Consider the following 14,203-nt stretch of genomic DNA (forward strand, 5'->3'; position numbering starts at 1 on the left):
CCCATTAAAACTAAACAAAAATTACAAACGTGTTTTATAAAAAAGCGATTAATCAATTTATTAATATGTGTTATTTTGCTTTTTCAATACTCTGTATGGCTTTAACAGCTGAATAAGTTGATACGCCGTAAGGTACAAAGTAGGTCAAGACAATCTGAAAGAATCGACTAATATCTAAGTCCATTAATAAGATAGCACTCCCGTGATTTATTAGAGCAAGTAATGTCCCTACAAACAATGCAACTTTCAAGGCTGGTTTTACCACTTTTGAAGTGAGGGCTAAATCTAGGAATTTGGGAGATTGCTTCGTCATGATGGATAGTCCTAATTATTAAATATTTAGGAATAATACACAAAATATTCTAAGCAGCTACCATTCATATGGCACAGATATAGTATTTGTGTAGTTTTTATGTAGTTTTTATGTGGTTTGATAAGCTCTGAAAGTGAAGTTCGTAGGTGTAAAAGAGGATAATTATTTGTAGAAAATAAGAGATAGAACAGAACATTTAGAATAAACAATTAAATTAATTTCCTTACACGTATATCCGTTACCGTTCAACGTGCTTTATAATCGTTAGCTAGTCAAATCAAGGTGCAACCTGATGGCAATAATTAGTCCTTATCGAAGGTTTCAACACATAGTTGGCTTTCAAGCTAGCACCTCAGAAGCAAAGAAGTGAATTAAACATCTTCGTTGTTAGAAAGTGCCGATTTAACCCGTTAGCTCTTCCTCTTTATGCCTAGAATCTGTTCTCTTCACTGTTTACTAAGTACTGTTTGCTATATTTTACACCTTTAATGGTAACGGGTATCTAGAGTCATTACTTAAATAAACTAATGCATTTAACAACTTAAGAAAGAGCAAAACCTAATCCTGCGATAATAGAAGTTGAGCTCCAATACTGATCCCTACAAGTACAAAGCCGATGACCGTATTTTTTGAATAACTAGGAAAAGAAAATACCTGTAATGATAAAAGCAATAATACTTGGGAAGATACCTTCACCAATAAAAATTGTAACTAAGATACTAGCTATAATTAAATGAGCCACTGCGATAAAGCAAACGCCTAACGTAGCACTTTCAATTTAATTAAAGATATAAATTTGATATCTCATATAAGTGAAAAGCGGAGCCTATTAAAGTCTCTCTCTACGTCAATTTTAAAAGTGAAATTAAACACATAAAAAAACCGAATTTTACAAATTCGGTTTTTAAAATTATTTATATTAAAATTGGTTATCTTAATACAGTGTTAATCCAGCAAATTTAAATGCACTGTAACCACCTAATATACCTGATGGACGAATACTCAGATTTAATTCACCTTCAAATTCAATATCAACTTTCATTTTTTTCCATGAATAACCTGAGCTTAATTCTATAAATTCACTCTCACCGTTAATGACAACTTCTATCATAGCTGTTTCTCTAGACCAAGCACCGGCAGAAAAATATAACGATACAATATTGATTTGCGATTCACCACTTTCTAACTTAATTGTTACACCATTTTCTTCATTCCAATTCATTGACTTATAACCTGAATAGGTGACATCGTTTTGTGTAATAAATTTATAAGTATTAGATGATGTTCTGTTAGTGCCGAAATATGAAATGCTTTCTACACTTGCATCTGAAAAGTCATCATTACCTTTTTGCATCGTATATGTTGTAAACTCAACGCTTGAGACATCAATAGTGGTATCTACCCCAGTATCTACAGATAACAAAGATGCATATTGAATCGCTTCTTCGATATCAACTTCTTCAAGGAATACTGGATCATTAATAACAATACCTGCAAACATTAAACCACTATAACCACCTTGATCTTTATCAGTCGATATTGTTACAGGTGCTGTTCCATCAAAAGTAATGTCAACACTAATATACTGCCATGAGTAACCTCTTGGTAAGGTAATATACTGCTCAGTATCCCCCACTGTTACAACAATAGATGAAGCTTCGTTAGTCCAAACACCTGCTTGCATGTAGAGGGTTGCAACTTGTTTCGCTCCATTAGACTCGATATCGAACGATAGCTTGTTGCCACTGTTAAAGCCCATGTGGACATAACCATTAACTAACTCATTACTATTTTTTTGGAAACTGAAGTAATCACGACTATATTCTTTGACTCTTCCACTTTCAGTATAAAACTCAGCATTCTCAATACTGCTGTCACTATAAGATTCATTATAAGTTTCATCACTTTTAAACGAATACAGTTTTTTATCTCCAATTTCGATAGCACTTGGTTTACTAATAAACTGGTGTGAGATGGTTATGTCTGTATATGTATATTCAGGAGTAGATGCTTTACCTCCTGTTTTAGGAGTGATGGGTTCCACGTCATTTTCACCAATAACAGCTAAACAAGATTCTTCCGAGGGACTTTCGCCAGCTTGATTATAAGCAATGATACGATAACAGTAAGTCTCATCGAGAATTACATCTGAGTCAATATAAGAACTAATATTTGCAGTCAGTGTTGAAATAATTTCAAATTCACCATTAGCTAAAAGACGTTTTTCTACTATGAAACCGTCTTCATTTGAAGAACTATCTGACCAGCTTACTTGTAATGTTTCTGCAAAAATCGGTACATTCATTAAGAATGACAATGATGTAGCAACAATTGCACTTTTTATATTAAAGTATGTTTTATTCACTTTTCCCTCCACAGGATTATCATTTATTAATGCGGTATGGCTTATATTTTAAAGTGGAGGAAGATAACGATCATCGCCTCGGTAACTCCGCTACCATAGACATTAAAAAGTCGATAGGCCGGTGGTTTTGCGTCATAAGGTTTCCCTTATTTTGCCTTTTTCAAGCTATAACATGCAAACATTTAAATGATTTATTTTTTATATTTAAATTTATTGGCAGCAAATTAACTACCTCTAAAAAGGTAGTTCAGTAATTTTAATTTGTACAATTAATTATTAAATTAAAAACGATCCTAATTAATACAGATAGTTAAATTTACATCTAAATAAATATAGATGACGTTAATGAGTAAATAACCTTAAAGTTTATCTTGAAATATTTTTTATAAAAAACTAAAAAATGAGAAATTTAGCCCTAAAACTACAGTTTTTTTGAATTTATAATATGCGAAATTAATAAAAATAATTAATTGTTAAGAACTTACCAAGTGCTACACTACCTCCTAATGGTTATTTTATTGTGGTGATTACAGTTTCTCCACCACTAACATCTAATTCCAAGATTGCTCAACTATGACGACTTATTAAGGCTTTTATGCGTTCTTTATCTATAAAAAATCGATTAATTCTTAGCATTTTACTTACTGTTTTTGTCTCTACAGGGATTATTGCCTTTGTTTCGCAAATGAAATCTAGAGAGTTATTATTAAGTAGGCTAGAGAATTCAGAACTACCTAATTTAGTTCAACGAGTCTCACAGGCAGTCGACGGCGAAATTTCTGAAATGAAAGCAATAACGAAAGCGATTGCAAACAACCCTTTCATTTACAGATTAATTGATAATAATAATTCTATAGAAACAGATCGTTTACTTACTGAATATTTACAAGGTATTGCTAAGAGCAATACCTTGAGCAATGCTTCGTATATAGAAAGGGATTCAGCTAAATATTGGAATCAAGATGGGTTTCTTCGTGCATTAAAAAATGATGATCATGATGCATGGTATTACAAATTCAAAAATAGTGGTTTAGCAGAATCAGCGAGTACTTATACTGAAAGTGATGGCACTATTAATGTTTTCGTGAATTACCAACAAATCAATGGTCGTGGATCTTCAGGTGTATCAAGAACATTCACTGACATTGCAAATTTATTGCGCCAATTTAAAATAGAAGAAACAGGATTTGTTTATCTAGCTAATCAAGATGGCCTAGTTAAAGTACACAAAAACCGTGACTTTGCAGAAACTAAAAATGTTAATGATATTTATCCTGATCTAGATAATAAAACATTGTTTACAAAAAAGCCTTTTGCATTTCAACAAGTAGGAGAGTTCGTAATATCGACTAGTTACATTGAAAGCTTGGGTTGGTATATCATCGCTGAAGTTCCTAAAGCAGAGCTATATGCTCAACTCAATGAGTCACGTAACAATATAATCATCATATTTATCGTCATTATTATCATATTTGTTGGATTTAGTATCATTCTTGCTAATCAACTCGTATTGCCGATTAAAAAAATGGCTGATAACTTTCGTATCTTAGGTGAAGGTGAAGGTGACCTTACTAGTAAAGTTGATGAGGATGGTGCTTATGAGATTTCTGAATTAGCTAAAGGTTTTAACGCTTTTGTAGGAAACATTCGCACTGTCGTTCAAGATGTTAAATCAACGTCTTCAAATATCAAAGATGCCTCTGATAGTGTTTATCAAGATGCAAATATATCAAAACTTTCACTGGATAAACAGCGTGATGAAGCACACCAAGTGTCTGTTGCTATTCACGAAATGGGTTGTACGATTGCTGAAATTGCTAACAATGCAGCTGTTGCAGCACAGACAACTAATGAAGCAACAAACATGACATCACAGGCACAAATAGTAGTTAATGAATCAACCCAAACTATTAGTCATATGGCAGATGATATGGAAGATGTTTCATCTAATATTGAAATATTAGCAAAACGTAGTGATTCCATTAGTAGCGTGCTTGATGTTATACGTGGTATTTCAGATCAAACAAATCTACTCGCACTTAATGCGGCGATTGAAGCGGCGCGAGCAGGTGAATATGGTAGAGGTTTTGCTGTTGTTGCCGATGAAGTAAGAAACCTTGCGAAGAAAACTCATGATTCAACTGATGAAATTCATAAAATGATTACTGAACTTCAAGATGGTTCAAAAATGGCAGTTGATTCGGTACATAAAAGTCGTAAACAAGCAATCCTTGGACTTGATGCAGCAAAGAAAACAAATGTAGCTTTAAATGATATTGTACAAAATGTTCAACATATCTCTGATTTGAACACTCAAATTGCAACAGCGACAGAAGAGCAATCTGCGGTTATCAATGAAATTAATGTACATGTTGTTAACATTAGCGATCGAACGGAAGAAAGTGCAGAAGCATCTAAAAGTATTGAATCTTCTACTGATTTATTAAAATCAATGGCCTCAAGTTTAGACAATTTAGTTAATCGATTTAAATCTTAACAGTTCAGAATCATGCCTTAACCGAGTATAAAACGAATGGTTATTGAAGCAGTAATAAGGCGAATAGAGAGGTAATGAATGATTAAGTAGCTAATTAAAACTTAACGGCTATTTTGTTAAAAAGAAATTATAAAAAAGCTTTGTATATTATCGACTTAAACTTAATGTCGATGTCGATGTCGATAATATAAACAAAGCTTTTACATTGAGTACTTACTCTTACTGTTAATGAATGACTTATCCATCAATACATATTGATCAATGATTGTTTTTTTAATTCCAGTATTTTTAACAGAACTATTTACGTTTTTCAGTTAAGAATAAGAAAACACCTAGTGATGTTAATAGTAATGCAGTACTCATTATAATTGCCACTGGATAATAAAGATTACCAGCTAAATCTAACTGGCTGTATTTAATCACCATGATCAACCCTTCCAATGCTAAAGCGACGCACACAGTGCCAATAAAACGAGGTAATGTTCCACGCAATGTTTCTATTGCATCTTTTTTATTGTCGTCCTCTGGTTCAGAATATTCTTTATGAATAATTAACGCTAATTCAAAAACGGCCAATGCGATAATCCCAGTGTTAATCCCCTTTAATAAAAGCTCAGTAAGGTCAACTTGGTTAATAATGCCATCTATAATATGTTGAAATAAAGAGAAAATAATCGCTGCCGCTAGCCCAAAAAAGATAATAGTAAGTACTTTTGAGAAGAAATTTCTCATAAATGTAGCAATCGTATTGTTCATTGTATCTTCTAATAAAACATAAAATGTAAGTTGACGTTAATATACGTAAAAAGCATTTAATAAGATCTTAATTAGTTTTTATTAAACAATGAAGAATATTAATCAACTCTATACCTGGTTTGGACGAGCAAATAGTAGATAGGTTCATTTTAAGTGTTTAGTAAGTAGGCAGTTGCACACTATAACGACATACAATATGTTCCATAAGATTTGATGTATAAGATTCGAAGTATAGATTTTAGATATAAAAAGAAGAGTGAAAGTAAGTGATATTTTAATCGTTTATAGAATTTATTGACCAAGAATCGTTTATGGGCTAGGTAATCTAAAGGAGGTAGTACTTTTATTAAGACTAAATACTAAAAGCTAAAATAAATAAACTCGATAATGGTTACTTAGCTTCAATATTAATAAGTAGAAAATAGACCCTGTAAATAATAATGAGTAATAAGCGACTTTCAAACAATGTAAAACCGTTTAAAAGCAGCTTATTGAAGATCTAAGGCCTATTACCCACTTATCCCACCTTCGGTTAATTTAGTTGGATCTAACAACACCATCAACTCTTCTTTTGATAAATCGGTGTATTCATCAGCCACCTCTATGATTGGACGCCCTTCTGCATAAGCAATTTTTGCAATCTTAGCCGCTTTTTCATAACCAATAACAGGGTTTAAAGCAGTCACTAAAATAGGATTTCTGGTTAATGCTTCTTTTAATTTTTGTTCATTAACAGTAAACGTTTTAATCGCTTTATCTGCTAATAAAACACTTACATTAGCCAATAATTCAATACTAGATAGTAAATTATTAGCCACTAATGGCAACATAACATTTAATTCAAAGTTACCTGACTGACCCGCGACCGTAATCGCAGCATCATTACCTATCACTTGTGCACCAACCATTGCCGCAGCTTCTGCTATTACAGGGTTAACCTTACCAGGCATGATAGATGAGCCCGGTTGAAGTGCTTCTAACTCTATTTCACCCAGACCTGCTAATGGGCCAGAATTCATCCAACGTAAATCATTGGATATTTTAATGATGGACACAGCGGTTGCTTTTAATTGCCCTGACAATGAAACGGCAATATCTTGAGTACCTATATGAGTAAAAAAGTTATCTGCAGGCGTAAAGTGAATACCTGTCATGGTTGATAAGTTTTGATTAAAAAGTGCAGCAAATTGTGGATCGGCATTAATACCCGTTCCCACTGCAGTTCCACCCTGAGCTAAACTTTGAATGCTCGTTTGTAATCCTTTCAAATGCGCTATGTTAAGCTCTATTTGTGAAGCCCAACCATTGAGACTTTGACTTAAGCGAATTGGCATTGCATCCATTAAATGAGTTCGCCCAGTTTTAATATGATGATGGACAGTCTCTGCTTTGATACGAGTGGTGCTAGCTAATCGCTGCAATGAAGGGATTAAATGTTGATGTAATGCTAATGAAGCACTCACATGGATAGCCGTCGGTATCACATCATTACTGCTTTGACTGCAATTTATATGATCATTCGCCCCTACTTTTTCTCCGTAGATACCACTAGCAATGGTGGCTAACACTTCATTTGCATTCATGTTAGTGCTCGTACCAGAGCCAGTTTGATAAATATCAACGGGAAAATGTGTCATTAATTGAGGCTCATTGAGCAGCTGTTTTACGGCTTGTTCGATAGCATCCCCCATTTTTGGTGGTATTTGGCCTAATGTGACATTGGTTTTTGCTGCGGCAGCTTTAATTAATAATAAGGATTTTATAAATGACTTGGGTAATTGATTACCACTGATTGGAAAGTTGTTAATTGCACGTTGTGTTTGAGCGCCATAAAGCGCTTCTGATGCGACTTCTAGCTCACCCATACTATCTTGTTCAATACGCGTATTTTTCATTTTAATGGTCTCTTATGACGATGTTTCGATAATGTACTTGTATTACTTGTATTTCTTTTATAGCTTTAATAAGGCTAAAATGGTTCATTAAAGACAAACTGAATCAGCCCAAGTATCACAGATAGTTATTTTTAATTTAAAAATCTATAGACTATGCAATAAAGACTGATTAATCATTTTAAGCTCAGTAAACAAACCTTTAACCTGTTCTGCACTGTCTTCATCATCCACTAATCGCTGTAATGTAAATAAAGGTTTATTAATATGGTCTAAACATTGAAGACGCCAATGCATGGGAATACTTTGATCTGATAATGTCACCAATAACAACTCAAATTGTGCTAATAAACAGGCTCGTTGTTCAATTTTAGTGACTAGGCACTGCTCATGATAACCATCATTGTCGATATCAGCATTAAAGTCAGTGCTGAGAAAATGTGAGAAGAGTAATGGGTTATCGACTTCTTCTGCGTATCTAATCTTTCTATGAAGTGCGTCCATCTAACAGACTCCTTTATGATTAATAGCTATCTATTAATGCATTAAAATAAATAACTTAACGATTAATGCATAATAGATGATTTATTCTTTTCACTGTAAAACAAGGCTTGTTCACAAATTTTTCGTTGTTTGTCACTTAATTGTAAGCCGTTCTTCCAGTAGCCCAGTGTTAATGCGATGCGAAATTCTTTGCATATTTCATGAGGTAAATTTAAAGACAATTGTTCAAACAAACTTAACCACCCTATGCTTTTTTCCAATAATGTTTCATGTTTTATCCAGTTCAATAAATTATTAACAAAACACTAATGCAATTGATTATCATTTGCAAATATTTTTTGATTAATAAGATAATAGCCAGAAGACAAAGATAATAAAAGTGTGAGCGTTATAAGCATTGCATGAAAGTAAAAATAAAATATCAAAAGGTATAATAAGAAGTGAATTTGGGGAAACAGTTATAGGGTTAGGATTAGGGTTAGGTTTTAAAGATCAGTAAGAGATGAAAAACTCCATCTCTTACATTAAAATATTATGCTTCTAATGCCATTTTAGCCATTTTCATCGTACTTTCAAAAGACTCACAGCCAGCAATAAATAAGCCGTTGTGACAAAACATTGCGTCATCAATGCCAGTCACATCTTTAAGCGCTTCATCAGACAGTCCAGCCCAAGGAGCAGGTAATGACTTTCTATCCTCAAATGATCCAGGTTCAACAGGAACCGTTTGAATTCTCCATTGCCCTGTTGATGAAGGATAAACCATATACAGCGCTTCTTTAGATAAAGCGTGTACTGTTCTTTTCCAAGGAATGTATTTTTCTAACACAATCACTCTTGCGTCTTCTGCATCATCAATCGCGGCTGCCACGATTGTTTTTGCACTAATACCACCACTCGCAGAAGCAATAAATCGAGCTAATACACGTGATGCAAATTCAACGGCTTCATCAAAACAAGTATCAAAATGACTGTCTTCTTGCCAAGTAGGGTTAAACATTGAAATAGTTTGACTCAAGCTAATACCTTGAGCAACACCTTCAACATGGCCGCAATCAATCGCATCGATGGTAGACACTAAACCTGAATCAATAGATTTAGCGACGTCTTCATTTCCTTCACAGATCTCAACACCATATTTCTGCCAAATAAGGCCGAATGATGAATACGGAATACCATTTTCACGCTGACCAGCACCGCCACGTTGATGATGATCAAAACGTCCTGCATCAGCGTCATATATTCCACCAACATCGATCACAAGATCCGCTTTATTAATCACTTCTAAATCACGTGTACGTATCAGATTAATAGAAGGAAAAATATTTTTAAGAGCCGCGATGCTAAAAACATCATCAGCATGAAAGTTACCGTTATGCGTTGCTATAGTTGTTTGAGTCATTTTTTATGTCATTTTAGAAAGAGATAAGAAGTAGTCACGAATGTTGAATTGATGGTTTTTAAATAGTTAATAAATAAAAATTACAAAGTGGATTCTATACTATGATAGCCAACAAAAACAGGCAGCACCGTTAATCAACAAAGATGCTTTAAATAAACCGTCATTTTAATGGCTATATGAACAATTATTTATTCAAATAGCAGTGAAAGGAAACCAGTATTCGAACATCTTCTTATAAACCTTTATTCAATAGCTTAAAACGAGATGAGCATAGTGCTTTTATCCTGTTTAAAAACGATAAATCTAGTAAGATAAGCACCTTAATTTTATCAAGGAGTTACAAATGAATATGCTGGATGAGATAATTAAGATCCTAACGTATTACCATGGGGAAAATAACTTTAACATGAACCCTCTTGTACCACGTGAAATCGAGCATTATGCACGTGCGGTATTAGACATTCCCGATGATGAATATGTATTGGCAGCAATGCGGACATCTTTTACTCAATTCCATAGAGGTTTAATCATTGGTCGTGATGCGCTTTATTGGAAGAATGATCATAAAATTGAAACCACCGTTAATAAACTAACGTGGAAAGAATTAAGTGACCGTAAAAGCCAATTCCGTCCTCGCCGTAGAATTGTTGAATTAGGTGATGGCGCCGTCTTTGATAATATAGGTTCACATAACAAACCCAGTACTATCGTTAATCTACTTGATTTGTTAATCGATAAATATGAATCCCAAGAAGGCGAAAGTGATGGGTTCATTTTCGATGAAGAAAGTTTAACGGATATGATACGTGCAATCCCAGAGAACAAAGAAGCAATTAAAGCAGAAAGTGCTGCTAGTTCAGCAGATGCTGAAACAGTCAGTTTTATGTCGATTATTAGCAGTTTATTGAAAAAGTTAGTAGGTAAATAGTTGAATAATTGAATAATTGAATAATTGAATAATTGAATAATTGAATAATTGAATAATTGAATAATTAAATAGGTAAATAGATAAATAGATAAATAGATAAATAGCAGTCAGATTGATTTAAAAAAGTAATTAGCTGTCGTCATAAAAAGTAATTAATGTTTCCCTAATCATTGCCTTTATTTAAAAATACCCCTCTATCTACATAGAGGGGGTATCCTCAACAAAGTATAAAGCCTCGTCAATAAGCACTTAACTTCTTTTCTAATACTTTATTTACACTTGCTCTTCTAAATCAGAAGTTAATTGTGGTTGAGAGCGATAAGTCGCTCCAAGAAGCGCAATTAAGGTTGCGGTCATCATAATTAATACAATTGGCCACAATGAGTCATGACTTAATATTGCCGCAACAGCACTAACAACAGCGCCTAATATGTATTGTGTCGCGCCTAATGTTGCAGCCGCGATCCCTGCATTCTTCCCAAAGTAATGCATAAAGCAGGCACTAGCGTTAGGTATAACGCCGCCAATTGTTGCCGTCGTAAGTACAAAACCTGCCACAGTAAACCATAAATTATCAGGAAAAAAGACAGTCGCAACAACTAAAACAACAATACCAATTAACTGCACGCTTAAAAATAATGTTAATAATTGATTTGGTTCATAACGATGTAATAAATGATGATTAATTCTATTCACAATCGATACTCCCAATACATTTAAAATTAATAAGCCTGAAAAGAAAGTTTCGCTCGCTTGAAAATGTTCTATGTAAGCAAAAGGTGCATTAGTTAAAAATGTCATTAATACAGAGAAACAAAAGCCTTGTGCCACTAAATAGCCTAATGCCCTTTTTTCTTTAAAGACACTTAAATAACCGCCGCCTTTAATGTTATTAGTCGCTTTAACGTCTTTTGGCATAATAATCACAACCGCGATTGTAACAATGACCCCCACTACGAATAATGAAGTGAAAATCCACTGCCAATTTAATGCTTTTAAAATAAGAGTTCCCACAGAAGGTGCAATAGAAGGCGCCAACATAGTGATCAGCATAATTAATGAAAACAACCGAGCTGAATCTTTGCCAGCTGTATTATCACGGATAATAGCTGGCACACCGACCACAGAAACACCCCCACCGATGGCTTGAATAATTCGAACCACCCATAACATTTCTAAAGAAGTCGCGTACGGAATAAAAAAACTAGCAATACTGAATATGATAAGTCCCAGTACAATAATAGATTTACGACCAAAGCGATCTGATAATGGTCCACCAATTAACTGCCCTATTGCTAAGCCGAAAATATAAAGGCTAACCGTAATGGATACCATCGAGATATCTGTATTTAAATCTTTTGCCATCACTGGAATCGCAGATAAGTATCCATCTGTAGCAAATGGAGTTAATGCAGAAATACCCGCTAATAAAAATAATAATGGTGCTGATATATATTTGTTCATAAAACCTCTTAACTCACTTTGCATTTATCGATTAAATTGTTTGTCTATTGATTTAATCTTGCTTTCTAGAAAGCTAATAATAAGTGTATTTTATCTTTCTAGCAAGGTATATTAAATAAGTAAAAGAGGTAACCTTATGATCAAACGAACACCTGTTAGTGAAATATTAATTAAAACCAAAAATAATTGGCCCGATTCAAATGAAGGCTTATCACCTGAAATATTGCGTATTCATAGAATTAGCACTTATTTACACCGTAATCTTGAACAAGTATTAAGTCATTACACTATACAGCCGGCTGAATTTTCTGTACTAGAAACACTAAGGAAAGAAAACCAGCCGCATTGCTTAACACCCACAGAGTTATCTACTGCTATGTTGTTCAGTTCAGGCGGGTTAACTAAAGTATTAAATCGTCTTAACGTGGCTGGTTTGATCATACGTATTGATAACCCTAACGATAAACGCGGAAGACTCGTTCAATTAACAGAAACGGGTAAGCGCTTAATTAATAAAGTTATTGTCGAATTACATGCTGATGAACAAAAAAGAATGTCAATATTAAGCGAAAATGAAAAAGCACAATTAAATACGTTATTAGCAAAAATCATCAATGTTTGGGAATAACAAAAAAGAATTATACCCGTTAAATGTTGTTCTTTCAGCCTAGCATCTGTTCACTTCAACATTTGCTGAGTTTTGCAGCTGAATGGTAACCGGTACAGATACAGTTTGGTATAAACAAGTATTCACTTTAACAAACTGATTATAGAAATCCGGAAGAGGAATTTATGAAAAGAATAGATTTAAGTAATACAGCATTATTCGTGGCAACAATGTGTATTTCAATTGCTGCATTAATGATGTTTGGTTCTTCTATTAATTTATGGGAGCCAATTGTCGGTTTTAAAGCGAGTAGGAATTATAATAATATATTAGGTTATATTGCCATCGCCACAGCTATCAGCACACTAATTTTGAATCTCTACAGTAAACAGTTTAAATTTGCTATGAAATCTTTAATTGCTTTAGTACTGGGGTTAGTCATTTTAAGCCCTACAATAGCGAGTATTATCAATGAACCGACTCGTTACCCAGCAATTAAGACATTACCACTGATACTCAAACACCTCCGACATTCTCATTTTTAACAGATAACCGTCCAGGTGCAAAGAATACGTTAGTTTATGAAGGCGAAAATATTGCTCAACAACAAAGACAAGCTTTTCCCAATATTGAACCTTTAATATCTAATATGACAGCCCAACAAGCCTACGATAAAGCATTAACCATTGCAAAATCGATGGGGTGGGAAATTATCGCAGATCAACCAACCCCATTTACTTTTGAAGCCACAGCAAGAACCCCCTTCTTTAATTTCGCAGATGATATAGTTATTAGAGTATCAGCTGAAGAAAGCGGTAGTCGTATTGATATTAGAAGTATCTCTCGTATTGGACGTGGTGACAGAGGTGTTAATGCAAAACGTATTATTGAATTCTCAAAAATATTCTCTAACTAACTGCTAATTAAAATCTGACGAGATACAAAAATGACCACGTTAACAGTGGCCATTTATCTAATTAATTAAAATAATTACCTAAGCTATAAATTAGCTAAGTTCATTTAATCACCATGTTCATAACTATAGTTATCATGACTATTACTTAACTCATAAAAAGTCGCTTTAGTGTAATCATCTGTATCACTTTCACACTCTTCTTGATCATCACAATATTATAAAAAGATGTCTACTTTGAAATACATATAATTATCAGAATCATCATAACAACTCTCAAATATATCAATATCTTCATCAGCTAATGTTTTTCCATTTTGGCTAATAGTGACATTCATATCATCGCCATCGACTGTAATGCTATAAGAAACATCTTTATCTAAAGCAATACCATCGGATGGGTCGGCATCATAGCCTGAATCTTAAAGCCATCAGGATCGACCATGTTGCTTAATAATTTATACCAAGTTTCATTTCCACACCCAGTTAAATCAATTACCTTTTAACTGAATTAGTTGAATTAGTTGAATTAGTTGAATTAGTTGAATTAGTTGAATTAGTT

Annotated in this window: 13 protein-coding genes and 1 riboswitch; of the genes, 5 read left to right on the plus strand and 8 right to left on the minus strand. The window is 33.7% G+C overall.

All coding sequences use genetic code 11. The annotated features are described in order from the left end of the window. Positions 1 to 70 precede the first annotated feature (70 nt). Together nrtS and V6255_RS09025 are read right to left on the minus strand one after the other, a co-directional pair. The gene (gene nrtS, locus V6255_RS09020; RefSeq protein ID WP_341627849.1) at positions 71 to 313 is read right to left on the minus strand and encodes a nitrate/nitrite transporter NrtS; all 243 of its coding nucleotides are present in this window, start codon (positions 311 to 313) and stop codon (positions 71 to 73) included. Positions 314 to 1,247: 934 nt separating this feature from the next. Beyond that, complete coding sequence (locus tag V6255_RS09025) at positions 1,248 to 2,678, minus strand: fibronectin type III domain-containing protein (RefSeq protein ID WP_341627850.1); 1,431 nt, start codon at positions 2,676 to 2,678, stop codon at positions 1,248 to 1,250. Between the two features lie 77 nt (positions 2,679 to 2,755). Continuing rightward, positions 2,756 to 2,844, minus strand: a riboswitch (cyclic di-GMP riboswitch). Between the two features lie 429 nt (positions 2,845 to 3,273). Between V6255_RS09025 and V6255_RS09030 the strand changes: the two genes are divergently transcribed. Next, positions 3,274 to 5,175 (plus strand): methyl-accepting chemotaxis protein, encoded by a 1,902-nt coding sequence (locus V6255_RS09030; protein WP_341627851.1) that lies wholly within the window; start codon positions 3,274 to 3,276, stop codon positions 5,173 to 5,175. A gap of 297 nt (positions 5,176 to 5,472) precedes the next feature. Here the strand turns inward: V6255_RS09030 and V6255_RS09035 are convergent, their stop codons facing one another. From V6255_RS09035 to V6255_RS09055, 5 genes are all read right to left on the minus strand, one after another. After that, entirely contained in the window at positions 5,473 to 5,931 is a 459-nt protein-coding gene (locus V6255_RS09035) for a hypothetical protein (RefSeq protein ID WP_341627852.1), read from the minus strand. Between the two features lie 509 nt (positions 5,932 to 6,440). Further along, on the minus strand, positions 6,441 to 7,826 hold the full coding sequence (locus tag V6255_RS09040) for a class II fumarate hydratase (RefSeq protein WP_341627853.1): 1,386 nt from the start codon (positions 7,824 to 7,826) through the stop codon (positions 6,441 to 6,443). Between the two features lie 144 nt (positions 7,827 to 7,970). Then, on the minus strand, positions 7,971 to 8,327 hold the full coding sequence (locus V6255_RS09045) for a hypothetical protein (protein WP_341627854.1): 357 nt from the start codon (positions 8,325 to 8,327) through the stop codon (positions 7,971 to 7,973). Between the two features lie 62 nt (positions 8,328 to 8,389). Continuing rightward, positions 8,390 to 8,587, minus strand: coding sequence for a DUF1315 family protein (locus tag V6255_RS09050; RefSeq protein ID WP_341627855.1), 198 nt, complete (start codon positions 8,585 to 8,587; stop codon positions 8,390 to 8,392). A gap of 272 nt (positions 8,588 to 8,859) precedes the next feature. Beyond that, complete coding sequence (locus V6255_RS09055; RefSeq protein WP_341627856.1) at positions 8,860 to 9,729, minus strand: MYG1 family protein; 870 nt, start codon at positions 9,727 to 9,729, stop codon at positions 8,860 to 8,862. A gap of 343 nt (positions 9,730 to 10,072) precedes the next feature. Between V6255_RS09055 and V6255_RS09060 the strand changes: the two genes are divergently transcribed. After that, positions 10,073 to 10,657: a hypothetical protein gene (locus V6255_RS09060; RefSeq protein ID WP_341627857.1), complete on the plus strand. Its 585-nt coding sequence runs from the start codon at positions 10,073 to 10,075 to the stop codon at positions 10,655 to 10,657. Between the two features lie 273 nt (positions 10,658 to 10,930). Here the strand turns inward: V6255_RS09060 and V6255_RS09065 are convergent, their stop codons facing one another. Continuing rightward, positions 10,931 to 12,121, minus strand: a complete 1,191-nt coding sequence (locus V6255_RS09065) for a multidrug effflux MFS transporter (protein ID WP_341627858.1) — start codon at positions 12,119 to 12,121, stop codon at positions 10,931 to 10,933. Positions 12,122 to 12,257: 136 nt separating this feature from the next. On the opposite strand from V6255_RS09065, the gene V6255_RS09070 reads away from it, so the two are divergent. The 3 genes from V6255_RS09070 to V6255_RS09080 all read left to right on the plus strand — a co-directional run bounded on the left by V6255_RS09070 (position 12,258) and on the right by V6255_RS09080 (position 13,644). Then, positions 12,258 to 12,749, plus strand: coding sequence for a MarR family transcriptional regulator (locus V6255_RS09070; RefSeq protein ID WP_341627859.1), 492 nt, complete (start codon positions 12,258 to 12,260; stop codon positions 12,747 to 12,749). 164 nt (positions 12,750 to 12,913) lie between these two features. Continuing rightward, on the plus strand, positions 12,914 to 13,273 hold the full coding sequence (locus V6255_RS09075) for a hypothetical protein (RefSeq protein WP_341627860.1): 360 nt from the start codon (positions 12,914 to 12,916) through the stop codon (positions 13,271 to 13,273). Then, positions 13,231 to 13,644, plus strand: a complete 414-nt coding sequence (locus V6255_RS09080) for a DUF1499 domain-containing protein (protein WP_341627863.1) — start codon at positions 13,231 to 13,233, stop codon at positions 13,642 to 13,644. The genes V6255_RS09075 and V6255_RS09080 overlap by 43 nt, the downstream gene beginning before the upstream one ends. Positions 13,645 to 14,203 lie beyond the last annotated feature (559 nt).

Source organism: Psychromonas arctica, from assembly GCF_038155225.1.
Lineage (GTDB): Bacteria > Pseudomonadota > Gammaproteobacteria > Enterobacterales > Psychromonadaceae > Psychromonas > Psychromonas arctica_B.

Coding starts and splice junctions, on each gene's coding strand:
- nrtS (WP_341627849.1), bottom strand. CDS start 313: ATGACGAAGCAATCTCCCAAATTCCTAGATTTAGCCCTCACTTCAAAA.
- V6255_RS09030 (WP_341627851.1), top strand. CDS start 3,274: ATGCGTTCTTTATCTATAAAAAATCGATTAATTCTTAGCATTTTACTT.
- V6255_RS09035 (WP_341627852.1), bottom strand. CDS start 5,931: ATGAACAATACGATTGCTACATTTATGAGAAATTTCTTCTCAAAAGTA.
- V6255_RS09040 (WP_341627853.1), bottom strand. CDS start 7,826: ATGAAAAATACGCGTATTGAACAAGATAGTATGGGTGAGCTAGAAGTC.
- V6255_RS09045 (WP_341627854.1), bottom strand. CDS start 8,327: ATGGACGCACTTCATAGAAAGATTAGATACGCAGAAGAAGTCGATAAC.
- V6255_RS09055 (WP_341627856.1), bottom strand. CDS start 9,729: ATGACTCAAACAACTATAGCAACGCATAACGGTAACTTTCATGCTGAT.
- V6255_RS09060 (WP_341627857.1), top strand. CDS start 10,073: ATGAATATGCTGGATGAGATAATTAAGATCCTAACGTATTACCATGGG.
- V6255_RS09065 (WP_341627858.1), bottom strand. CDS start 12,121: ATGAACAAATATATATCAGCACCATTATTATTTTTATTAGCGGGTATT.
- V6255_RS09070 (WP_341627859.1), top strand. CDS start 12,258: ATGATCAAACGAACACCTGTTAGTGAAATATTAATTAAAACCAAAAAT.
- V6255_RS09075 (WP_341627860.1), top strand. CDS start 12,914: ATGAAAAGAATAGATTTAAGTAATACAGCATTATTCGTGGCAACAATG.